At 64.7% G+C, this 22,478-nt stretch carries 24 protein-coding genes; 16 read left to right on the top strand and 8 right to left on the bottom strand.

The window, feature by feature from the left end:
- Nucleotides 1-702 carry a 3-oxoacid CoA-transferase subunit A gene (locus tag OOZ63_RS23265; protein ID WP_266008024.1) on the bottom strand — a complete coding sequence of 234 codons (702 nt, stop codon included), beginning with the start codon at nt 700-702 and terminating at the stop codon, nt 1-3.
- Nucleotides 703-925: 223 nt separating this feature from the next.
- Here OOZ63_RS23265 and OOZ63_RS23260 point away from each other — a divergent pair, with 223 nt between their 5' ends.
- The 5 genes from OOZ63_RS23260 (at nt 926) to OOZ63_RS23240 (ending at nt 6,467) form a co-directional block, all read left to right on the top strand.
- Nucleotides 926-2,203 carry an HD-GYP domain-containing protein gene (locus OOZ63_RS23260; RefSeq protein ID WP_266008022.1) on the top strand — a complete coding sequence of 426 codons (1,278 nt, stop codon included), beginning with the start codon at nt 926-928 and terminating at the stop codon, nt 2,201-2,203.
- Complete coding sequence (locus tag OOZ63_RS23255; protein ID WP_266008021.1) at nt 2,200-4,323, top strand: putative bifunctional diguanylate cyclase/phosphodiesterase; 2,124 nt, start codon at nt 2,200-2,202, stop codon at nt 4,321-4,323. The genes OOZ63_RS23260 and OOZ63_RS23255 overlap by 4 nt, the downstream gene beginning before the upstream one ends.
- 63 nt (nt 4,324-4,386) lie before the next feature.
- Entirely contained in the window at nt 4,387-4,710 is a 324-nt protein-coding gene (locus OOZ63_RS23250) for a DUF1840 domain-containing protein (RefSeq protein WP_266008020.1), read from the top strand.
- On the top strand, nt 4,711-5,358 hold the full coding sequence (locus OOZ63_RS23245; protein ID WP_323055779.1) for a histidine phosphatase family protein: 648 nt from the start codon (nt 4,711-4,713) through the stop codon (nt 5,356-5,358).
- A 185-nt stretch (nt 5,359-5,543) separates the two neighbouring features.
- Nucleotides 5,544-6,467, top strand: coding sequence for a porin (locus OOZ63_RS23240; protein WP_266008019.1), 924 nt, complete (start codon nt 5,544-5,546; stop codon nt 6,465-6,467).
- Nucleotides 6,468-6,533: 66 nt separating this feature from the next.
- Here the strand turns inward: OOZ63_RS23240 and ruvB are convergent, their stop codons facing one another.
- The 4 genes from ruvB to OOZ63_RS23220 all read right to left on the bottom strand — a co-directional run bounded on the left by ruvB (nt 6,534) and on the right by OOZ63_RS23220 (nt 10,342).
- Nucleotides 6,534-7,601 carry a Holliday junction branch migration DNA helicase RuvB gene (gene ruvB / locus OOZ63_RS23235; RefSeq protein ID WP_266008018.1) on the bottom strand — a complete coding sequence of 356 codons (1,068 nt, stop codon included), beginning with the start codon at nt 7,599-7,601 and terminating at the stop codon, nt 6,534-6,536.
- On the bottom strand, nt 7,598-8,167 hold the full coding sequence (gene ruvA / locus OOZ63_RS23230) for a Holliday junction branch migration protein RuvA (protein ID WP_266008017.1): 570 nt from the start codon (nt 8,165-8,167) through the stop codon (nt 7,598-7,600). The genes ruvB and ruvA overlap by 4 nt, the downstream gene beginning before the upstream one ends.
- Nucleotides 8,168-8,239: 72 nt before the next feature.
- Entirely contained in the window at nt 8,240-8,893 is a 654-nt protein-coding gene (locus tag OOZ63_RS23225; protein ID WP_137944150.1) for a response regulator, read from the bottom strand.
- 96 nt (nt 8,894-8,989) lie between these two features.
- Entirely contained in the window at nt 8,990-10,342 is a 1,353-nt protein-coding gene (locus OOZ63_RS23220) for a sensor histidine kinase (protein ID WP_266008016.1), read from the bottom strand.
- Between the two features lie 96 nt (nt 10,343-10,438).
- Here OOZ63_RS23220 and OOZ63_RS23215 point away from each other — a divergent pair, with 96 nt between their 5' ends.
- Nucleotides 10,439-11,407 carry a PhoH family protein gene (locus OOZ63_RS23215; RefSeq protein ID WP_266008015.1) on the top strand — a complete coding sequence of 323 codons (969 nt, stop codon included), beginning with the start codon at nt 10,439-10,441 and terminating at the stop codon, nt 11,405-11,407.
- Entirely contained in the window at nt 11,404-11,850 is a 447-nt protein-coding gene (ybeY, locus tag OOZ63_RS23210; protein ID WP_266008014.1) for an rRNA maturation RNase YbeY, read from the top strand. Before OOZ63_RS23215 ends, ybeY begins: the two co-directional genes overlap by 4 nt.
- A 3-nt stretch (nt 11,851-11,853) precedes the next feature.
- Here the strand turns inward: ybeY and OOZ63_RS23205 are convergent, their stop codons facing one another.
- Together OOZ63_RS23205 and hemB are read right to left on the bottom strand one after the other, a co-directional pair.
- Nucleotides 11,854-12,918, bottom strand: coding sequence for a magnesium transporter CorA family protein (locus OOZ63_RS23205; protein WP_266008012.1), 1,065 nt, complete (start codon nt 12,916-12,918; stop codon nt 11,854-11,856).
- The gene (gene hemB / locus OOZ63_RS23200; RefSeq protein WP_266008011.1) at nt 12,918-13,934 is read right to left on the bottom strand and encodes a porphobilinogen synthase; all 1,017 of its coding nucleotides are present in this window, start codon (nt 13,932-13,934) and stop codon (nt 12,918-12,920) included. Before hemB ends, OOZ63_RS23205 begins: the two co-directional genes overlap by 1 nt.
- A 965-nt stretch (nt 13,935-14,899) precedes the next feature.
- Here hemB and OOZ63_RS23195 point away from each other — a divergent pair.
- From OOZ63_RS23195 to OOZ63_RS23165, 7 genes are read left to right on the top strand one after another with little or no spacing between them, the layout of a single operon-like run.
- The gene (locus OOZ63_RS23195) at nt 14,900-15,328 is read left to right on the top strand and encodes a CopD family protein (protein WP_266008010.1); all 429 of its coding nucleotides are present in this window, start codon (nt 14,900-14,902) and stop codon (nt 15,326-15,328) included.
- Nucleotides 15,328-16,479 (top strand): VanZ family protein, encoded by a 1,152-nt coding sequence (locus OOZ63_RS23190; RefSeq protein ID WP_266008009.1) that lies wholly within the window; start codon nt 15,328-15,330, stop codon nt 16,477-16,479. Before OOZ63_RS23195 ends, OOZ63_RS23190 begins: the two co-directional genes overlap by 1 nt.
- Nucleotides 16,480-16,503: 24 nt before the next feature.
- Nucleotides 16,504-16,830, top strand: a complete 327-nt coding sequence (locus OOZ63_RS23185; protein ID WP_266008008.1) for a (2Fe-2S) ferredoxin domain-containing protein — start codon at nt 16,504-16,506, stop codon at nt 16,828-16,830.
- A gap of 4 nt (nt 16,831-16,834) precedes the next feature.
- Nucleotides 16,835-17,452 (top strand): alpha/beta hydrolase, encoded by a 618-nt coding sequence (locus OOZ63_RS23180; protein ID WP_266008007.1) that lies wholly within the window; start codon nt 16,835-16,837, stop codon nt 17,450-17,452.
- Nucleotides 17,453-17,481: 29 nt separating this feature from the next.
- A complete protein-coding gene (locus OOZ63_RS23175) occupies nt 17,482-18,630 on the top strand; it encodes a D-alanyl-D-alanine carboxypeptidase family protein (protein ID WP_266008006.1) in 1,149 nt (382 codons plus the stop codon).
- Nucleotides 18,631-18,668: 38 nt separating this feature from the next.
- Nucleotides 18,669-19,544 carry a D-amino acid aminotransferase gene (locus OOZ63_RS23170; protein WP_266008005.1) on the top strand — a complete coding sequence of 292 codons (876 nt, stop codon included), beginning with the start codon at nt 18,669-18,671 and terminating at the stop codon, nt 19,542-19,544.
- Between the two features lie 14 nt (nt 19,545-19,558).
- Complete coding sequence (locus tag OOZ63_RS23165; protein ID WP_266008004.1) at nt 19,559-19,846, top strand: DUF493 family protein; 288 nt, start codon at nt 19,559-19,561, stop codon at nt 19,844-19,846.
- A gap of 37 nt (nt 19,847-19,883) precedes the next feature.
- Here OOZ63_RS23165 and OOZ63_RS23160 read toward each other — a convergent pair whose 3' ends face one another.
- On the bottom strand, nt 19,884-20,516 hold the full coding sequence (locus tag OOZ63_RS23160; RefSeq protein WP_266008002.1) for a tetratricopeptide repeat protein: 633 nt from the start codon (nt 20,514-20,516) through the stop codon (nt 19,884-19,886).
- 92 nt (nt 20,517-20,608) lie between these two features.
- On the opposite strand from OOZ63_RS23160, the gene lipB reads away from it, so the two are divergent.
- Together lipB and lipA are read left to right on the top strand one after the other, a co-directional pair.
- Entirely contained in the window at nt 20,609-21,277 is a 669-nt protein-coding gene (gene lipB, locus OOZ63_RS23155; protein WP_266008001.1) for a lipoyl(octanoyl) transferase LipB, read from the top strand.
- A gap of 17 nt (nt 21,278-21,294) precedes the next feature.
- A complete protein-coding gene (gene lipA / locus OOZ63_RS23150) occupies nt 21,295-22,299 on the top strand; it encodes a lipoyl synthase (protein WP_266008000.1) in 1,005 nt (334 codons plus the stop codon).
- The last annotated feature ends 179 nt before the right edge of the window (nt 22,300-22,478 follow it).

Here is a 22,478-nt window from a genome sequence, read left to right as displayed (position 1 = left end):
TCATGCTCCCGACTTGAAACCGCCGCCGCGGGTGCTCTGGCGCGGCACCTGGACCAGGCGCTGCACAAATATGCCGGGTGTCACGATGACCTCGGGGTCCATCTGGCCCAGCTCCACCACCTCATGGACAGAGGCCACGGTGATCCTGGCGGCCATGGCCATGATGGGACCGAAGTTGCGTGCGGTCATGCGGTAGTCCAAATTGCCCCAGCGGTCGCCGCGCTCGGCCTTGATCAGCGCGAAATCGGCCCGGATCGGGTATTCGAGCACTTGGCCGCGACCGTCGATGAGGCGGCATTCCTTGCCCTCGGCTAGCGCAGTGCCGTAGCCGGTGGGGGTGAAGAAGGCGCCGATTCCGGCGCCGGCGGCACGGATGCGCTCGGCCAGATTGCCCTGCGGCACCAGTTCCAGCTCAATCTGGCCGCTTCTATATAGCGCGTCGAAATGGTGGGAATCCGCCTGGCGCGGGAAGGAGCAGATGATCTTGCGCACCCGGCCGGCGGCCAGCAGAGCGGCCAGGCCGCTGTCGCCGTTGCCGGCATTGTTGTTCACAACAGTCAGCTCGCGCACGCCGTGCTCAAGCAAGGCCTCGATCAGCTCCGTAGGCATGCCGGCCGTGCCGAAGCCGCCAATCATCACCGTCGCGCCATCGGCGACATCGAGCAAGGCCTGGGCGGCAGAGTCTTGTAGCTTGTTGATCATCGATGATGAGTCTCGAGAAAGTTCATATATAGAACTCGAGTTCCTGAATTGAACATGCTACGGCGCCGACTTGGCGGCGGTCAAGCCGATCTCGTGACAATTCGCACATGAAAGTGTTTGTATCGCTTGTCTCTAAATAACGGCGCCTGTTTTACTTAAGTTGGCGGGCGCTCGTGCCGATGCTGGTAGCGAGGGCGCCTCAAAAACAGGGCGAAGGAATCCAATGAAGGACAGATCTTCCGATCCTTTGATCGACGTGGGCCAGCTGAAGGTGGGCATGTTCATCCACCTGGATCTGGGCTGGATGTCGCATCCGTTTCCGCTCAGCAGCTTCAAACTGAGCTCGGAAGATCAACTGCTGATCCTGCGCCGCCTGGGACTTAAACAGGTGCGTTGGAGCCCCGGTCGCAGCGAGCTGCAGACCGAGGCGACACCGATGCAGGTCGCTGTGGTGGAAGCCGCCGGGGTCGATGAGCAAAGCCCCGAGCAGCAGGCCAAGGAGGCACATCGGCGCGCGCTGGCCGCCCAGCGTGAGGCCCTGTCCTTGTGCGAGCGGCAGTACGGCGAAGCCGCCGGTGCCTTCCGTGCGCTGATGGAACTGCTGCCGCGAGAGCCGCGCAGCACGCGCGATCAGTCGATCGCGCTGACCAGCGCCTTGCTGGACAAGATGCTGACCGAGGGCGACCTGAATATCCGCCTGCTCAACGAGGGCGCGGGCGATCGCAGCACCGCCCATGCGCTGAATGTCGCGATCATCTCCTTGCTGCTGGGCCGCGCCTTCGGCCTGGGGCGCGACGAGATGATGGATCTGGGTGTCGGCGCCTTGCTGCACGATATCGGCAAGACGGAGTTGCCGGCCCGTGTGCGCAATCGTGACGACAGTTTTACGATGGCCGAGACCCAGCTCTACCAGCAACACGTGAGCAAGGGCGTGGCTCTGGCTCAGGGCATGGGGTTGGCGGCTGGTCCGTTGCTGGTGATCGCCCAGCACCATGAGAATGCCGATGGCAGCGGTTTCCCGCAGCGCATTAATGTGGACCGCATGAGCGCGGCCTCGCGCATCGTCGCGTTGGTCAACCGCTTCGATGGCCTGTGCAATCCGCTGCTGGCCTCCAAGGCGATGACCCCGCACGAGGCGCTGTCGCTGATGTTCGCCCAGGGCCGCAACCGCTTTGACGCGACCATGCTGAATGCCTTCATTCGTATGATGGGGGTGTATCCCCCCGGCTCGGCGGTGCAGCTGACCGACGATCGCTATGCCCTGGTGGTGGCGGTCAATTCCTCGCGGCCGCTCAAGCCCAAGGTGATGGTGCATGACGCCAAGGTGCCGCGCGAGGAGGCTTTGATCCTGAATCTGGAGCAGCACTCCGACCTGGGCATACGCCGCAGCCTGAAACCCAATCTGCTGCCCCGCGCCTCTCTGGACTATCTGAGCCCGCGCACGCGGGTGGCCTATTTCTTTGAGTGCGCGGTGACGGGCAACGGGGAGTTGGCTGCGTGAGGCTGGTCAGCTTCAATCCCCCCACCGCTTCTCCAGCCGTCGATCTCTACCAGTCTCTTCTCGAAGGGCTGCAGGAGGCGGTCTGGCTGGTGGATGCGGCCACACTGGAGGTGGTTGCCGTCAATCAGGCGGCCACGCGCTTGCTGAGCATGGGGCCGGATCAGCTGCTGGGCTGCGGCATGGAGTCGCTGTCTAGTACTGCCGAGGACGCGCTGTTCTGGGCCGAGGCTGCGGCCGGGGGGCGCGAAGGCCTGCACACAGACACCTTGATGCGCCGTGCCGATGGACAGGCCATCTGGGTGACGCGCCGCATCAGCCATGTGGAGCAAGCCGGCAGCGCTGGCCTGTGGCTGGTGGCGATGGCCGATCTGAGCAAGCAGCGCCAGCATGACGAAGAGCGCGAAACCTTGCTGGCCGAACTGAAGGCCACGCTGGAGTCGACCGCCGACGGCATACTGGTTACCGATCTGGCCGGCCGCATGCGCAGCTTCAATCAGCGCTTCGCGTCCTTGTGGGGCTTGCCCGAGGACCTGCTGACCGAGCGCAACGACGAGGCCGTGCAGGCTTGGATGCGGCGCAGCGTGGTCGACGGAGCCGCCTATGCGATGCGGCTCAGTGCGATCCAGGAAGCGCCGCTGCTGCAGACTAGCGACGTCATCAAGTTGCTGGACGGTCGGGTGCTGGAGCGGGTCTCGCTGCCGCAGTGGAGCCGCGGCCGGCCGATCGGCCGTGTCTATTCCTACCGCGATCTCAGCGAGAAGCTGGCCGCCAGCCAGCGCATCGAGGAGCTCTCGCACACCGACATGCTGACCGGCCTGCCGAACCGGCGGGCGCTGGCCGAGCGGGCCGAGTACGCCCAAGCGATGGCGCGACGCGAGGGTACGAGCTTCGCGTTACTGAATGTCGATTTGGACCGATTCAAGCAGATCAATGACACCTTGGGTCATGCCTATGGTGACCGGGTGTTAAAGGAGGTGGCCCAGCGCCTGAAGGAGTGTTTGCGAGAGGTCGACTCCGTCGCTCGTCTGGGCGGTGACGATTTCGCGCTCTTGGTCCATCAGGCCGACGCGCGGGGCGCCGAGCACGCGGCACGGCGGGTGCAGGAGGCAATGTCGCGCCCCTTCAGCTTTGATACGCTGAGCTTCACCGTGACCTGTAGCACCGGCATTGCGCTGTTCCCCAGCGACGGCGGCACCGCTGAGGAGTTGATGGTCAGCGCCGAGCGGGCGATGCACTGGGTCAAGGAAAGCGGTCGAGGCACGTTCCGATTCCATCAACCGCGCAAGGACGTGGATCTCCTGTCGCGCATGCGCCTGGACCACGCGATGCGCCAGGCCCTGCAGGAGCGCGAATTCCGGCTTCACTATCAGCCGCAGATCGACCTGGCCAGCGGTGCAGTGATCGGCGCGGAGGCATTGATACGCTGGCGCGACCCGCTGCGCGGCGAGGTCTCGCCGGCCGAGTTCATCCCGGTCGCGGAGGAGAGCGGCTTCATCGTCGCGATCGGCGAATGGGTTCTGCAGCAGGCGGTGGCTCAGGCGGCCGCTTGGCTTCGGCAGGGCTGGCGCATGCCGGTTGCCGTCAATGTCTCGGCTCTGCAGTTCCAGCAGTCGCATTTCGTCGACACGGTGGCGCTGGCGCTGAAGGCGCATGAGCTGCCGCCGTCGCTGCTGGAGCTGGAGCTGACCGAATCCATCCTGCTGCGCGATGCCGAGGAAGCGCTGCGCCGGCTCGAGGCTTTGTCGGAGCTGGGGGTGTGCATGTCTATCGATGACTTTGGCACTGGCTATTCCAGCCTCGGCTATTTAAAGCGCTTCCCGATCCAGCGCTTGAAGATCGATCGCAGCTTTGTCCAGGGCCTGCCCGCAGATGAGAGTGATGTGGGCATCGTTAATGCAGTGGTCCAGATGGGGCGGGCGCTGCGTCTGCAGGTGATTGCCGAAGGGGTCGAGACCGAGGCCCAGCGCGACTGCCTGGCTCGTGCCGGTTGCCATGAGTTCCAGGGCTTTCTTTATGCGCCGGCGCTCGACCCGCGCGCGTTTGAGGAGAAGGTCTGGCGTGCGCTGACGCCACCGCCGCGGCCGGTGGTGCCGCCGGTGCGTCTGGTGCGCGGCGGCTGATATCTGGGCGAGGCCAAGGGTTCAGGCGGCACAATGGTTGACACTGACATCAGGAGTGCAACCGTGATCTACAAATTCAAATCTGCGGCTGCGGCCGACGTGATCATGATGGGCCCCAACGGCGAGCAGTTGCTGCGATTGATGGGGCGTGAGCCCGCAGCTCAGGGCATCGTGACCCAGTCCCAGCTCGGCGCCGCGATCTCGGCACTTGAGCAGGCGGTGGCCGAGGACGAGGCCGAGTTCGCCCGGCTGCAGATCGAGGCCCAGGCCGCCGGTGAGCCCGCTCCGAAGCGCGAGGGCATCAGCCTGCGCCAGCGAGCCTGGCCGTTGCTGGAGATGATGCGCCTGAGCCTGGTGGAGCGCCAGGACGTGGTCTGGGGCGCCTGAATGGGCCTGGACAGCGTAACCACGATTCTTGCGGTGCGCCATGGCGAGACGGCCTGGAACCGCGAAAGCCGCATCCAGGGCCAGCTTGATATTCCCTTGAATGCGCTGGGCCAGGCTCAGGCATGGCGGCTCGGCCGAGCGCTGGCCGGCGAGAGCCTGGACGCTATCTACAGCAGTGATTTGGCACGTGCTTGGCAGACTGCCGAGGCCATCGGGTCCGCCACAGGCCTGTCGCTGAGGGCCGAGCCGGCTTTGCGGGAGCGCAGCTTTGGCGTCTTTCAGGGGCTGAGCTGGAGCGAGATCGAGCAGCAATGGCCGGCCCAAAGTGAGCGCTGGCGGCGGCGCGATCCCGATTTCGCGGCTGAGGGCGGTGAAAGCCTGCAGGACTTCTATCATCGCGCGGTCACTACTGTCGAACGCTTGGCTCGGGCCCATCCCGGGCAGATTGTCGTCATCGTGGCCCATGGCGGGGTGATGGACTGCCTGCACCGCGCCGGCCGGCGCTTGAGTCTGCAGGCGCCGCGCAGCTGGGTGCTCGGCAATGCCACGATCAACCGCCTCCTGTACTCGGCGGCCGGACTGAGCGTGGTCGGCTGGAACGACGATGGTCATCTGGAAGGGCTGAGCCTGGACGAGACCGCCGCCTGAGTGTTGCGAGCGAAAGCGTCGCTTGCGCAAGTGCCAATCTGTACGTTTGCAGCTTTACCACAAGACTGTTGCAATTTCGCGTCGCTCGCCACTCGGTCAAACCCTAGGACTTTTATACTGCGGCCACATTGCGAACAAGACCGGGTGATTCAGTCCGGCTACTCTTCAACTCCTAAAGGCAAATGATGAAAAAGATTGCTCTCGTCGCTGCACTGGCCGCCGTTTCGGCCTCCGCTTTCGCACAAAGCTCGGTGACCCTGTACGGTCGTATCAACACCACCGTGGAAAGCCAGAAGGTTGGCGATGGCGACCGCGTGGCCGTTATGCAAAACAACAGCTCGCGCTTCGGCTTCAAGGGCCAGGAAGACCTGGGCGGTGGCCTGAAGGCTTCGTTCAACCTGGAAAGCGGCCTGAACTCTGACGACGGCCGTGCTGCCTCGACTTTCTGGGGTCGCGAGGCCTGGGTGCAACTGGCTGGCGCTTTCGGTGCTGTCCGTCTGGGTAACTTCACGCCCGAGTCGTACTTCGCCACTGCTGATTACATCAGCATGCACAACCACGACACCGGCACCTCGTCGGATGCTCTGTACGCGTTCAAGACCTACCGCTCGAGCAACAAGATCGGCTACTTCACGCCGACCGTTGGTGGCTTCAGCGGTAGCGCCTCGGTCTCGGCCGGCGAAGGCGTTGCTGGCCGTGAAAAGCTGTTCGACCTGGCTGCCAACTACGTCGGCGGCCCGCTGCACCTGGGTGCCGGCTTCAGCAAGGAAGGCGATGTCAAGCAGTTCGCAGTGCGCGGCCTGTACGAGCTGGGTGCCTTCACCGTGGGCGCCTACTACCAGCGCGCCGATGACGGCGCTCAGAATCGCAACGTCTATCGCCTGTCGGGCATGTACACCATGGGCGCTTCCGAGTTCCACGCGAACTTCGGCTCCACCCAAGGTAAGGGCGACTTCCTGGCCCAAGGCAAGACCACCCAGTTCACACTGGGCTACAACTACAACCTGAGCAAGCGTACGAAGGTGTATGGCTTCTATACCGCTCAGAATGCCAAGGTCAACGCAGCTGACTTCAGCTCGCTGGCAGCCGGCGTGCGCCACAACTTCTGATCTTCGGATCAAAAGCAAAAAACCACCTTCGGGTGGTTTTTTTACGTCTGCTCGAGATACGTTGATCTATTCGTCGAACAACTGGCCTGCCTGCTTGGGCGGTGCGACACCCAGATGCCGGAAGGCGGCCAGGGTCGCGATGCGGCCACGCGGCGTGCGCTGCAGAAAGCCCTGCTGGATCAGATAAGGCTCGATCACATCCTCGATCGTGCCGGGCTCTTCGCCGATCGCGGCGGCCACATTGTCCAGGCCGACCGGGCCGCCGTCGAAGCGATGCACAACCGCCTCCAACAGCTTGCGGTCCATCAGATCGAAGCCCTGCGGGTCGACATCCAGCATCGCCAACGCCAGATCGGCGATCTTCTTGCTGATGCGGCCGTCGCCTTTCACATCGGCATAGTCTCGTACGCGGCGCAGCAGTCGGTTCGCGATGCGCGGCGTGCCGCGTGAGCGGCGTGCGATTTCCAGCGCGCCCTCGGTGTCGATCGGGGCATTCAGCAGGCCGGCAGAGCGGGTCACGATGCGCTGCAACTCGGCGGCCGTGTAGAACTCCAGCCGGGCGACAATGCCGAAGCGGTCGCGCAGCGGGTTGGTCAGCATGCCGGCCCGCGTGGTCGCGCCGACCAGAGTGAAGGGCTGCAGGTCCAGCTTGATCGAGCGAGCGGCCGGGCCCTCGCCGATCATGATGTCGATCTGGTAGTCCTCCAGTGCCGGGTAGAGGATTTCCTCGACCACCGGACTCAGCCGGTGAATCTCGTCGATGAAGAGCACATCGTTCTTCTCGAGATTGGTCAGGATGGCGGCCAAGTCCTTGGGCTTCTCCAGCACCGGGCCCGAAGTCTGGCGCAGATTGACGCCCAGCTCGGCCGCAATGATGTGGCTCAAGGTGGTTTTGCCCAAGCCTGGCGGGCCAAACAACAGCACATGGTCCATGGCCTCGTCGCGCTTGCGTGCCGCGCCGATGAAGATCTCCAGCTGCTCGCGGGCCTTGGTCTGGCCGACATAGTCGTCCAGCAGCTTGGGCCGCAACGCGCGCTCGATCGCCTCTTCATTGGGCGAGCTCGGGGCGGCGCTGACCACGCGCGGGGGTGTGGGCGAGAAGGCGTCGCCGAACTTGTCGGTCTGTATGCTCATGTGAGTTTCTTCATCGCCAGCTTGATGCCTTCACTGACACCGATCTCGGCCGGCAGCGATTTCAGCGCCAGACCGGCTTCCTTGTCGGAGTACCCCAGCGCGATCAGGGCTTGCAGGATGTCGGCATGGGCGTCATTGGCGACGCTGACCGGCAGCGACAGATCGGGGCCGAGCTTGCCCTTGAGTTCCAGCAGCAAGCGCTCGGCGGTCTTCTTGCCGATGCCGGGGACCTTGACCAGGCGGCCGGTCTCCTGCTTGGAGACGGCCAGGGCCAGCTCGCCGACCGACAGGCCGGATAGCAGCGACAAGGCCATCTTGGGGCCGACACCGCTGATCTTGATGAGCTGGCGGAAGGTGCTGCGCTCCTCGGCGCTCAGAAAACCGAACAGCACGTGGGCATCCTCCCGGATGCTCAGGTGTGTCAGCAGGCTGGCTCGCTCGCCCAGGCCAGGCAGGTTGTAGAAGGTGCTCATCGGCACGTCGACCTCGTAGCCGACGCCCTGCACATCGATGAGGATTTGCGGGGGCGATTTCTCCGCGATGACGCCTGTGAGTCTTCCGATCATCCAGGGATTATCAACGCGCATAGCGCGCGCACCCCTCGGGGTGATCGCTCGCGTGCCCGCGAGCCAGGGGCATCAATTCCTGCCGAACAGTCCCAGGCGTTGTGCCTCCAGTGCCGCTTCCGCGCGCGAGCTGACATTGAGCTTGCGATAGATCTGCTTCACATAGTCGGCAATCGTGTGGCGACTCAAGCCCAGCTGCACGCCGATCTCGGGCAGCGTGTAGCCCTTCGCCACACGCAGCAGCACCTCGGTCTCCCGGTCGGTCAGCGAGACTTCGTGCAACAGGGCTGCGGCTTGGGGTCGCCGCTGTGCGGCGAAGTAGGCGATCACCTTGCGCGCGATCGACGGCGACAAGGGCGGCTCGCCCTGGCTGATGCGCTGCAACTGCTCGGCCAATAGCTCGCGTGACTGTTCTTTTAGCAGATAACCGAAGGCGCCGGCTTGCAGGGCCGGGAACAGGTGTTCATCGTCGTCGTGGATGGTGACGATGACCGACTGCACCTCCGGTTGCTGCTCCCGCAGGGCCGCCACCACATCCACACCCGAACCATCCGGCAGGCCCAGGTCCAGCAGGGCCAGCGTGAAGCGCTGGGTCTGCACCTGCTTCAGTGCGTCCTGCACGCGCGAGCACTCGGTGATCTGGGCGTTGACGAAGATCTGCTTGACCAGGGCTTTGAGCCAGGCGCGGATCTCCGGAATGTCTTCCAGCAAAAGAATATGGTTCATAGTTTTGTACTTTGCGGTGTGGACGGTGGCCCGATGGGGGACAACTTAGCGTTTATCGGCGCAAAAGCCAATGCCTCAATCCCTGGCTTGGGCTGTTCAGAGCGGAATCGTGAGGCGGATCACGGTTCCCCAGCCCGGGCCGGACTCGACCAGACACTGTCCGTGCATCTGCTTGGCGCGGGATTTCATGCTGGCCATGCCATGGCCCTTGTCCAGCCGGCCATCCAGCTCGGTCGTGATCCCCTGGCCGTTGTCCTGGATCACGACCAGGAAATCGCCGTCCAGCACCGTGCAGCTGACCACGCAATGGGTGGCGCCGCTGTGCTTGATGATGTTGCTGACCGCTTCGCGGAAGATGCGCGTGGTTTGCACATAGGCGCGTGCCTGCAAGGTGTGGATCACGTCCTCGGACGGTGATTTCCACTCGGCCAGGATATTGGCCTGGCCCAGGCGCGATACAACCTCGGCGCGCCAGTCGCCCAAAGCGTCCAGCAACTGCACCGGCTTGCCGGTCAGGCCGCGCACGGACAGCCGCATCTCCTCTAGCGCCTCGCGCGCCAAGGTTGAGATGCGGTCGGACTCGCTGGTGTGCACGATGGTCAGCAGTTTGGCGCCCAAATCGTCATGAAGATCGGCGGCGATGCGCTTGCGCTCGCGCTCGGTGACCTGCTCCAGCTTCTGCTCGGCCATCTCGCTGAAGCTGCGCTCGATATCGGCCACTTTGGCCTGCGCATGCTGCTCATGTTCGAGCTGCAGGTGTTCGGCGTTGACGCGGGCATGGGCGATGTTCAGGATGATCCGCACGCCCGACGCCAGCAGCAGCAACGGCAGCACGATGGCCGCCTGGCGCCACGGCATCACCAGCTCCAGCAGCAGCGCGATAGCACCGAGTCCGAGCAGCACGGTGGTGTTGAGCCCCCGGTCGCGGCGCTCGCGCAGATGCCAGGCCATGGCGGCCAGCACCTGCAGAACCAGCAGGGCCAACCAGGCCTGGCTCAGTAGGGCCATCTGCGCCGGCAAGAGCAGCAGACTCAGCGGCACCAGCACCGCCTGCAGCGGCAGGACCAGGTCCAGCCAGGGCCGCTGGCCACCGGTGGGGCGCAGCAGGAACTGGATCAGGCACAGGCTCAGCCAGGGCAGCAAGGCGGTCGAGACCAGCAGGCGCCGGTCCCCGCCAAGCTGCGGCAGCGCCAACCAGTCCAGCGCCGAGCGCAGCACCCACAGCCCCATCAGGGCGGCCAGAAAGACCAGATGCCGCTCGCGTGCATGGATGCGTGACAGCAAGGCCAGGGTCAGTCCCATCAGCCCCAGCATCGCGCACAGCAGCTGCGGCAGCAGCGTCTGCCAGAGGGCGGCCACAGGTGCCTGGTCCGGGTGTGCCAGGGCCCAGGCCGGCAGCAGCAGTGCGAGCGCGCCGCCGCCCGATATCAATGGAGTTCTGAATCGCATGGGGCGCGATTGTGCAGGAGGCGGCGGCGCGGCCATCCTGGGGCATGTACCGGCGACAATGCGCACCTTGCCTGCAGCTCTTGCGAAAGTTCCGCCTTGATCATCCGACAGCTCTTCACCCCGACCGACAACAGCCGCCTGGCCCATCTGTGCGGCATGCTGGATGAGCATCTGCGCCAGATTGAGGGCGCATTGGGCGTGAAGATTTTGCGCCGCAATGAACAGTTTCGCATCGAGGGCCCGAAGGCCGCGGCCCAGCGCAGCCAGCAATTGCTGATCGCCTTGTACGAGCGCGCCCGGCGCGCGATTCCCGCCGAGACCTTGCAGCTGGCGCTGGCCGAGGCCGTTGCCGACCTGGGGCCGGTCGTGAAAGCAAAACCGGGAGCGGTCGCCACGCCCGCCGCCGATGCCATCGTGCTGCGCACCCGCCGCGCCGACTTGGCCGGCCGCACGCCGCGCCAGCATGAATATCTGCGCCATATTCTGGCGCATGACATCACCTTCGGCCTGGGCCCGGCCGGCACCGGCAAGACTTTTCTGGCGGTGGCTTGTGCGATCGATGCGCTGGAGCGCTCGACGGTGCAGCGCATCATCCTTACCCGCCCGGCAGTCGAGGCCGGCGAACGCCTGGGCTTTCTGCCCGGCGATCTGACGCAGAAGGTCGACCCCTATCTGCGCCCCCTCTACGACGCGCTCTATGACCTGATGGGTTTTGACCGTGTCAGCAAGGCCTTCGAGAAAGGCCAGCTGGAAATTGCGCCGCTGGCCTTTATGCGCGGGCGCACCTTGAACCATGCTTTCGTGATCCTCGACGAGGCGCAGAACACGACGCCCGAGCAGATGAAGATGTTCCTGACCCGCATCGGCTTTGGCAGCAAATGCGTGGTCACCGGCGACACAAGCCAGATCGACCTGCCCAAGGGCGTCAACAGCGGGCTGGTCGATGCAGAGCGCGTGCTGGCCAAAGTCAAAGGCATTGCGATGACGCGCTTCACCTCGCAAGACATCGTGCGCCACCCGCTGGTGGCCCGCATCGTCGAGGCCTACGAGAAAGCCAAGTCATGAGCCGCCCCGATCTGAGTCTGTCGCTGCAATTCGCCGACCCGCGCCACAAGGCCCTGCTGCCGCGCCACAAGGTGGTCCGCTGGATACGCGCGGCGCTGGAGCTGCCGGGAGAGATCGCGGTGCGCATCGTCGATGCCGACGAGGGCCGCCAGCTCAACAAGGACTTCCGCAGCAAGGACTACGCGACCAATGTGCTGACCTTCGACTACAGCCACGAGCCAGTGGTCGGTGCTGACCTGGTGATCTGTGCCGAGGTGGTCGAGCGCGAGGCCCGGGATATGGGGCTGGACCTGGTCGCCCACTATGCCCATATGCTGGTGCATGGCACGCTGCATGCACAAGGCTACGACCATGAAGAGGAAGACGAGGCCGAGTGTATGGAGGCGCGCGAAAGCGAGATCATGCGCTCCCTCGGCTTTGCCGACCCCTATCTGAAGGACTGAGCGCTAGCGCTGGGTGCCCAGATAGCGCTTGCGCCAGAAAAAGGCGCCCAGCGCCAGCGCCAGCGCCAGCATCAGTCCCAAGGCGATCCACACGCCTTTGGCGTTGTGGATCAGCGGCAGCGCATCGAAGTTCATGCCGAAGATGCCGGTGATCAGGTTCAGCGGCAGAAAGATCGCGGTCAGCACGGTCAGCGTGCGCATGATGGCGTTGGTGCGGTGGCTCAGCGCCGAAAAATGCATCTGCACTGCCGATTCCGACGAAGACTCCAGCCGCCGCACATGGCTGAGCACCCGCTCCACATGCTCCAGCACATCGCGTGAGCGCACCCGCAGCAGCTCGCGTTCGCGCTGGCCCTGTGGCTCGGCCGGCATCGGCCAGTCCTCTAGCGCGTCCAGCCATTCCTGGATCGCGCTGCGTTGATCTTCGCAAGTGTCTTCCAGCAGATGCAGGCTGTTGCGCGCGTCGAGCAGCAATTGCCAGTCACTGAAGCGGCTGCGCGGATCCATCAAGGCCTGCTGCAGGCCCACCAACTGCCGGGTCAGCTGGCGGCGCAGCTCCAGATAGCTGTCCACCATATGGTTGACCATCCGCAGCATCAGATCGCTGGTGTTGCTGGGCAGGCGGGCCGAGCCACGGAAGTCCGAGGCCTGTGTGAGCTGGCCCATGCGGGCCGCGAAATACTCGCGCACCGCGCAGTCGTCGGGATGGATGCTGATCAGTGCGCGGTCGAACAGCGCAAAGCCGACCGGGCTGGTGTCTATGCTCAGCAGCGCGGCCGAAGAGGCCTCGCCCACCTTGCCGGCCGCAGCCAGGCGACGGAACACCAGCAGGTCGTACCAGGAGGTGTAGTCATAGTGCGAGGGCAGCTGGCTGTTCAGCAGGTCGGAGACATGCAGATCGACCAGCGGGCCGCAGCCCCAGCCTTGCAGATGTTGCTGCAGGTCGCTGATTCGCTCAGGCAGTTCCTGGCGTGCGCAGCCAACCCAGACAAAACCCTCGGTCGGCAGATCCGCCGGCAGCATCTGCAGCTCGATGAACTGCTCGCCATGGATGTGGAAGACCCGCATCAGCCCTTTTTCAGCAAACGGGCGGCTTCCAGCGCGAAATAGCTCAACACGCCATCGGCGCCCGCGCGCTTGAAGGCAAGGAGCGATTCCATCATCACTGCATCGTGGTCGAGCCAGCCATTGGCGGCGGCGGCCTTCAACATTGCGTACTCGCCACTGACCTGGTAGGCGAAGGTCGGCACACGGAATTCGTCCTTTACGCGACGCACGACGTCCAGATACGGCATGCCAGGCTTGACCATCACCATATCGGCGCCCTCGGCCAGGTCCAACGCCACCTCGCGCAGGGCCTCGTCGCTATTGCCCGGATCCATCTGGTAGGTCTTTTTGTCGGCCTTGCCCAGATTAGCGGCCGAGCCCACCGCATCGCGGAAGGGGCCGTAGAAGGCGCTGGCGTACTTGGCGCTGTAGGCCATGATGCGAGTGTGGATCAGGCCGCCTGCTTCCAAGGCCTGGCGGATCGCGCCAATGCGTCCGTCCATCATGTCGCTGGGCGCGACGATGTCGACGCCGGCCTGGGCCTGGACTAGCGCCTGCCGAGCCAAGATCTCGACCGTGCGGTCATTGATGATGTAACCGCACTCATCGAGCACACCGTCTTGGCCGTGGCTCGTGAAGGGGTCCAGCGCCACATCGGTCAGCACTCCCAGCTTCGGGAAGTTCTGCTTGAGCGCCCGCACGACGCGCGGCACCAGGCCGTCGGGGTTGGTGGCCTCCTGGCCGTCGGGCGTCTTCAGCGATGCATCGATGACCGGGAATAAGGCCAGCACCGGAATGCCGAGTGCGACGCATTCCTCAGCCACTCCCAGCAGCCGGTCCAGGCTCAGCCGCGCGACGCCGGGCATCGAGCTCACCGGCTCCGTCCTGTCGATGCCCTCGTGAACAAATACTGGCAGGATCAGGTCACTGGTCCGCAAGTGGTGCTCGCGCACCAGCTCACGGGTGAAGGCATCGCGGCGCAGACGGCGCGGGCGGCTGGCCGGAAAGGGGGCGGGAATCAGGGCGCGGGACGACAAGGGTAGGCTCCGAGAATGAGGGGTGAGCGTCGCCAGTGTGCCAATCTGCTCACTCTACGCAACATCCCGTAGAGACGCGATTGCGACGGCTCTGTTAAAATTGCCAGCGGATGATAGCCGCAAGGTGGTCGTCCCCTGCTTTTCCTCCCTGAGCAGGAGCCTTGACGTGATGACAGCGAAAAGGCTTTCCAACCCCGGCTCTTTAGCCGGGGTTTTTTTTTGGTGCGCCAGTCCTGGCGCTGCCCAGCTCGCCGTGACGGTGAGCTGGATGACTTGGGGGTGAAAGTCCCCTACGGACCTTGATGATGGGAACCGTGAGCCGAACTGCGAGGGTGCGCGCCGCGAGGTGGATTCTGAAGGAAGCTTTATGCAAAGCTGTGGCCCGACGAACAGGAACCGCACATGCGGCAGGCTCGTCTGGGCGAGGGTGCCAAGAAACCTGAAGCCCGAGATCATCCGGATGGCAAGCAAGTCGATCCGGCGGGGGTATGTAGTGAAGGTCGCGCGTCTTACCCTGGGAGTCCTGCCAGCTTGACTGAGAGGGCTTGCCGGCGTCGAAAGGCGACGGGTTGGGTTGGCAGGGGTCTGCACAGCTCGTAGTGTGCCGCTGGGAGCCGCAGCGGCGAAGGGCCGAACCTGTCATGAGTGGATCGTCACGCGTGCGCTCTGGCATTGCAAGGCAAGAGTTTGGCACGGGCCAGCAGCCACGCCAACCGCTGCGTTGAGGCTAGAAGTCTCGATGCGATGGATGCTCCATGCACGCCAGGCGACATGAGGAACCAAACCCAGCTCACTGGGCACCTTGCCCCAGTAGGCAGCAACCGCCATATGCCGAGCGGCACGTGCGGTGGTGTTGGAGGACGGAAGGGGGGACCCCCTCGTCCTACCCGATTCTGCGGTTTTTGCTTGCAACTCTGCAGTCCGCGCAAGAGGGGCCCGCCGGACTCGGGCCGTATGATGGCTTGATGCTCTGGATCAAAGCCTTTCACATTGTCTTCGTGGCCGCCTGGTTCGCCGGCCTGTTTTATATGCCCAGGCTGTTCGTCAACCTGGCCATGGTGCCCTCCGATAGCCATGCCGAGCGCGAACGCCTGCTGCTGATGGGGCACAAGCTCTACAAGTTCATGAGCCTGCTGATGATCCCGGCCCTGGCACTAGGCCTGGTGCTGTGGCTGTACTACGGCATCGGCCGCGGCCCCGGCAATGGCTGGATGCATGCCAAGCTGAGCCTGGTGCTGTTGGCCGTCGGCTACCACCATGTCTGCCGTGCTCAGCTGCGCCGCTTCGAGCAGATGGCCAACAAGCGCAGCCATCGCTGGTTCCGCGTGTTCAACGAGGTCTCCGTCCTTATCTTTGCCGCCATCGTGATCCTGGTGGTGGTCAAGCCCTTCTGATGATGGCGCGCTGGCTGCCGCAGCCGCTGCCGCGCCGCCGCAGTTCCGCCACGCTGCTGGCCCTGGCCTATGCAGGTTTGGTGGTCTACGCCAGCCTCTATCCGTTCTGGCCCTGGACTCTGCCGCCGACCGTCGATGCCTGGGGGCTGATCGGTCTGCCCTGGCCCAAGTACTGGGGCGGCTTCGATGTTCACGCCAATCTGCTGGGCTATATGCCGCTGGGTCTGCTTGTGTTTGCCGCCGCCGTGCGCAGCGGTCTGCGGCTGCCCCGCTGTCTGCTGCTGGGCCTGCTGTTGCCGCCTTTGCTCTCCTTCGGCATGGAGAGTCTGCAGTACTTCCTGCCGCGGCGGGTGCCCTCGATGGTGGACTGGCTGCTCAATAGCGCGGGCGCGGCGGTCGGTCTGTTGCTGGGCTTGGTGCTCTACATCGCCGGCGGCCTGACCCGTTGGCAGGGCCGGCGCGAGCACTGGTTTGTGCCGCACAGCGCTGGTGCGCTGGCCTTGCTGGCACTCTGGCCGGTGGCCCTGCTGTTCCCGGCGCCGGTACCTTTGGGCTTGGGCCAGGTCTTGCCACGGCTGCAGGAACTCGCAGCCAGCCTGTTGGAAGGTACGCCCTGGGCGCTGCAATGGGATGAGCTGGCCGAGCCAGCGCTGCAGCGGGCACTGCCGCCGGGCCTCGAAGGCATCACGATTGCTTTGGGCTTGCTGGCGCCCTGCCTGCTGGCCCTGTCGGTGGCACGACCCGGCTGGCAACGCCTGGCCCTGGTGTTCGGCGCGGCCGCGCTGGGCGTGCTTAGCACGGCCTTATCGACCGCGCTGAATTTTGGCCCCCAGCATGCTTGGGCCTGGCTGACTCTGAGCACCTGGCCGGGGCTGGCGCTGGGCCTGGGGCTGGCCTGCATCCTGTGCGCGTTCTCGCGCCGTGCCTGCGCGGCCTGGGGCCTGGTCGTCACCAGCGCGCTGATCGCGATGGTCAGCGAGGCGCCCACCGATCCCTATCTGGCGCAAAGCCTGCAAGCCTGGGAGCAGGGCCGATTCATCAGCTTCTACGGCCTGGCGCAATGGGTTGGCTGGCTCTGGCCATTCGGCGTGCTGGCATGGTTGCTGGCGCTGTTGGCGCGGCGCGAAGTCCGCGCATCAGGCACGGGATAAACCCGCACTGCCTACAATCTGGTTATGAGCTATTTCCAGCGCCACATCTTCTTCTGCCTGAACCAGCGCGACAGCGGCGATAACGCCTGCGCCCAGCATGGTGCGCAGGCCGGTTTCGATCACTGCAAGTCCAGGGTTAAGGCCTTGGGCCTGGCCGGCCCCGGTGGCGTGCGCGTCAACAAGGCCGGCTGCCTGGACCGCTGCGCCGGCGGCCCGGTGGCTGTGGTCTATCCGGACGCCGTCTGGTACAGCTATGTCGATGCCAGCGATATCGACGAGATCGTCGAGCAGCATCTGCAGCAGGGTCGGGTGGTTGAGCGACTGGTGCTGCCGGACAACGTCGGGCGCTGAATCGATGAATTCGCGAACCGAGAAGCTGTTGATCACCGGCCCGGCCGGTGAGATTGAGTGTGCGGTGGACCTGCCGCCCGAGGGGCAGGTCTTGCGCGGCGTCGCGGTGATCTGCCATCCGAACCCGACGCAGGGTGGCACGATGGACAATAAGGTGGTGCAGACGCTGGCGCGTGCCTTTGTGCAGCTGGGCTACCGCGCGGTGCGCTTCAACTTCCGTGGCATCGGTCGCTCGGCCGGCGCCTGGGACGAGGGGCGTGGCGAGGTAGACGATGCGCTGGCCGTGATCGCCCACGCCCGCGACGCAGCACTGCCGCTTGCGTTGGCCGGCTTCTCCTTCGGCGGCTTCGTTGCCTCGCAGGCGGCGCGCCGCCTGGAGGCCTCCGCCGAGCGTCTGTGTCTGGTTGGCCCTGCCACCAGCCGTTTCGATACTGCGCCGGTGCCGGCCGACACCCTGGTAATCCATGGCGAGGCCGACGATGTTGTGCCGCTGGCTGCCGTGCTCGACTGGGCGCGGCCGCAGGCGCTACCGGTCACCGTCGTGCCCGGTGTCGGCCATTTCTTCCATGGGCAGCTGCCGCTGCTCAAGGACATTGTTCTGCGCGGCTGGCACCCTGCCTGAGCCGCCACTTTCCCCGAGACCCTGTTCCGATGAAGCGATTGATTGCCTTCGTGCTGGCCGCCGCCAGCGCCCTCAATACCTTGGCCCAGGCGCCGCAGCCACCCGAGATTGCTGCGCGCAATTTCATCCTGTTCGACGTCACTGCCAACAAGGTGCTGGCCGAGCGCGAAGCCGACCAACCGCAAGACCCGGCCTCGCTGACTAAGCTGATGACAGCCTATATCGTCTTCAGCGCGCTGAAGGAAAAGCGCCTGACGCTGGAGCAGACGTTGACGGTGTCCCAGCGTGCCTGGGACGAGCGCAAGGGCGATCCCTCGCTGATGTTCATCGACACGACGATGACGCCCAAGGTCGACGAACTGCTGCGCGGCATGATCATCCAGTCGGGAAACGACGCATCGGTGGCGCTGGCTGAGGGCGTGGGCGGCACGGTCGAGCAGTTCGTTGCGATGATGAATCGCCAGGCCCAGGCCTGGGGCTTGAAGAACACCGAGTTCAAGAACGTCACCGGTATGACCGAGCCGGGCCACAAGAGCAGCGCGCGCGATCTGTCGGTGATCGCCGCCAGCCTGATCCGCGACTTCCCCGAGTACTACGGCTACTATTCTCAGCGCGAGTACACCTACAACAAGATTCGCCAGCCCAACCGCAATCTGCTGCTGGGCCGCGATCCCAGTGTCGACGGCCTGAAGACCGGCTACACCGAGGCGGCCGGCTATTGCCTGGTCACCAGCGCTCAGCGCGAGTTCCCGAACGGTAAGCGCCGCCTGATCAGCGTCGTGATGGGCACGGCCTCGATGCAGGCCCGCGCCAGCGAAAGCCAGAAGCTGCTGAACTGGGGCTACTCGGCCTATGACGCGGTGCGCCTGTTTGACAAGGACCAGGCTGTCTCTACCGTGCCGGTCTGGAAGGGCGCCGTACCCGAGGCCAAGCTGGGTGCGGCGGGCGCGGTTTTCATTGCGGTGCCGCGCGGTGAGGGCGGCAAGCTGCAGACCAAGGTCGAACGCACCGACCCGCTAGTCGCGCCGCTGGCCAAGGGCCAGCGCGTCGGCACGCTGAAGGTGATGACCGCCGCCGGCACGCCAGTTGCCGAGGTGCCGCTGGTGGTGCAGCAGGAGGTGCCGCTGGCCGGCATCTTCGGCCGCGCCTGGGACGCAATCCGGCTCTGGATCAAGTGATTCGGGCGTAAGCTCTTGATGGGTCCGAGGAGAACGCAATGCACGCACTGCCCGAAGTCCGCTGTTATTTGAATGGTGAGTACACGCCGCTGGCCGAGGCCAAGATCTCGGTGATGGATCGCGGCTTCATCTTCGGCGATGGCGTCTACGAGATGGTGCCGGTCTATGGCCGGCGGCTGTTCCGCTTTGACTCGCATATGGACCGGCTGGACCGCAGCCTCTCCAAGCTGCGCATCGAGAACCCGCTCACCCGCGCCGAATGGCTGGCGGTGGGACGGCAGCTGATTGCGTCGGTCGATGCCGACGACCAGTGGCTGTACCTGCAGATCACCCGTGGCGTCGCGCCGCGTAATCATGTGATGCCCAAGGACACCGCGCCCACCGCCTTCTCCTACAGCGCGCCGGCCAAGCTGGTGTCGGCCGAGGAGCGCCATCACGGCGTGGCCTGCTTGTCGGCCCGTGACTTCCGCTGGGAGCGCGGTGACATCAAGAGCACCTCGCTGCTGGGTAATGTGCTGGCGCGCCAGATCTCTGCCGACCAGGGCGCGCTGGAGACCATCATGTTCCGCGACGGCCACCTGACCGAAGCCTCTTCCTCGAATGTCTGGATCGTCAAGGAAGGTGCGCTCTTGGGCGTGCCCAAGAGTGAGCAGGTGCTGGAGGGCATCCGCGTAGAACTGCTGCGCGAGCTCTGCGAGGATTGCGGCATCGGCTACAACCTGCGCCCGATCTCCGAAGCCGAGGTCTTCGCCGCCGACGAGATCATCCTCAGCTCGGCCACCAAGGAAGTGCTGCCCGTGACGACCCTGGACCATGAGCCGGTCGGTCATGGCGCGCTGCGCGGCAAGCCCGGGCCGGTCTACGCCCGCCTGTACGAGGCCTACCAGCGCGCCAAGCAATTGCAATCGATCTGACAAGAGCCGCAATCATGAGTTTCACCCCGCCCGACATCCCGCCCGAGCAGTCGCTGATCGAGTACCCCTCGCGCTTTCCGATCAAGGTGATGGGGGCCCATGTCGAGGGCTTTGTCGAGGCCATCGTCATGGTGGCGAAGAACTTTGACCCCGAATTCGATGCAGCCTCCGTTGAGCAGCGTCCCAGCAAGGGTGGCAACTATCTCGGACTGACGATCACCGTCACCGCCACCAGCCGTGAGCAGCTCGATGAGCTGTATCGGACACTGACCACGCACCCGATGGTGAAGGTGGTTCTTTAGACATTGCGGCGCAAACCATAGCTCTGTTCTCGACCGACTAAGCGGGCTTGGCGGCCAGGCGCTGATCGAGTTCTTTGAGCTTGGCCGGCGCCGCTTCGTCGCCATTGCGCGCGGCAATGTCGTACCAGTAGCGCGCCAGCCGCAGATCGGCGCTCACCCCCAGACCCTTCTCGTACATCGACGCAATCAGGTATTGCGCGCCGACATCGCCGGCCTTGGCCGCCTCGCGATACCAGTGCGCGGCCTGGGCCATGTTTTTGGCCAGGCCGCGGCCAAGGTAATAGGCGGTGGCCAGCTGTACTTGGCCGTCCACGCTGCCCGAGGCCGCCGCCAGCCCGTACCAATGTGCGGCGGCGCGCAGATCGGCCTTGCCCTGCAGCCCCTGCTCATGCCATTGACCCAGCGCCAGTTGGGCCCGCACCAGTCGCTGCGACGCTGCGCGCTCCAGCAGGCGTTTTGCCTCCGGCAGGTCGGGCCGCGGTAATTCGCTGCGGATATGCATCATCGCCAGGTTGTAGTCGCCCAGCGGCAGGCCCTGGTGCGACAACTCGGTGAAGCCCTTGGCTGCCGTCTCCAGCTCGCCGCGCTCGTAGGCGTCCAGGGCCTGATCCAGGGTGGTTGCATAAGCCGGCCCGATCAGGGCCAGCACCAGGGCAGCGATGAGTCGCATGAGTGAATCTCCAGGGCTGGACGCAACCCTACATCAAGCGCAGTCGCCTGGCAGCACCGGGGCCTTACGGTGGCAGCGCTACCATCGCGGGCATGATTGTGAAAACACTGGGGCGGGTGGACTACGAGAGCACCTTGCAGGCGATGCGCGGCTTCACCGAGGCGCGCGGCACCGATACCGACGATGAGCTGTGGTTGTGTGAGCATGCACCTACTTACACGCAAGGCCTTGCTGGCAAGGCCGATCATCTGCTGAACCCCGGCGACATTCCGATCGTGCAGACGAATCGTGGCGGCCAGGTGACCTATCACGGCCCCGGCCAAGTTGTGGCCTATCCACTGGTGGACTTGAAACGCCTGGGCATCTTTGTCAAGGAATATGTGTTCCGGCTGGAAGCCGCGCTGATCCAGACGCTGGCCAGCTTCGGCGTCACCGGCCACCGCGTTGGCGGCGCGCCGGGCATCTATGTGCGGCTCGACGACCCCGGCGCCCATGGCGCGCTGACCGGCCCGGTCGACCCACTGGACCCCTTCAAGGGCCTGGGCAAGATCGCGGCGCTGGGGCTGAAGGTCAGCCGACACTGCACCTACCACGGTGCCGCGCTCAATGTGGCGATGGACCTGCGGCCCTTCCTGGGCATCAATCCCTGCGGCTATGCGGGGCTCGAAACGGTCGACCTCGCTAGAATCGGGGTTTGTACGGACTGGCCCACGGTGGCCCAGCGCTTCGGCGAGCGGCTTGCCGCCCAGTTGTCGCGCTGATAACAAGAGCTAAGGCCATGGCAACCGAGAATGTGATTCACCAGGCGCAGGACGCCGCCGATTACGACGCTACCGCGAAGCAAAAGGCCCAAGCCAAGACCGCACGCATTCCGATCAAGATCGTGCCGGTCGGCGAAATGCTGAAGAAGCCCGACTGGATCCGCGTGAAGGCCGGATCACCCAGCACCCGCTTCTACGAGATCAAGCAGATCCTGCGTGAGCACAAGCTGCACACGGTCTGCGAGGAAGCCTCCTGCCCGAATATCGGCGAGTGCTTCGGCAAGGGCACTGCCACCTTCATGATCATGGGCGACAAGTGCACGCGTCGCTGCCCCTTCTGCGATGTCGGCCACGGCCGGCCCGATCCGCTCGATGTCGACGAGCCGCTGAACCTGGCCAAGACCATTGCCGCGCTGAAGCTGAAGTATGTGGTGATCACCAGCGTCGACCGTGACGACCTGCGAGACGGCGGTGCCGGCCACTTTGCCGAGTGCATCACCAAGGTCCGCGAGCTGAGCCCGGCGACCCAGATCGAGGTGCTGGTGCCCGACTTCCGTGGCCGCGCCGACCGTGCGCTGGATATTTTGAAGGCCGCGCCGCCGGACGTGATGAACCACAACCTGGAGACTGCGCCGCGCCTCTACAAAGAAGCTCGACCCGGTTCGGACTACCAGTTCAGCCTGAATCTGCTGAAGCGCTTCAAGGAGGAAGTGCCCGGCGTGCCGACCAAGAGCGGCATCATGGTGGGCCTGGGTGAGACCGATGAAGAGATCCTGCAGGTAATGCGGGATATGCGCGCCCACAACATCGACATGCTGACCGTCGGGCAATACCTGGCTCCCTCGGGCCACCACCTGCCGGTGCGCCGCTATGTGCACCCCGATACCTTCAAGATGATCGAGGAAGAAGCCTACAAGATGGGCTTCAGCCATGCGGCCGTCGGCGCGATGGTGCGTTCCAGCTACCATGCCGATGAGCAGGCTCATGCGGCGGCGGAGAAGACGGCTGCGGCAGTGCAATAGCCAGCAGGCCGGCGCGCCGGCCGCGAAGTGCAAAAGCAAACGGCGGCCCACGCAGTCCGTGTCAAAACGGCTGCGAAGGGCGCCAAGAGCAAAGCGCTCCGAGTTTCTCGGAGCGCTTTTGTTTGGGCGCGCACGAGGTGTCCATTGGAGCGTATTGCGTGATGGTGGGCTGAACAGCC

It is taken from the genome of Paucibacter sp. PLA-PC-4 (assembly GCF_026241155.1).
Taxonomy (GTDB): Bacteria; Pseudomonadota; Gammaproteobacteria; order Burkholderiales; family Burkholderiaceae_C; genus Roseateles_E.
Note: the sequence above shows the minus strand (reverse complement) of the source record. Positions and strands in the feature narration are given on the sequence as shown.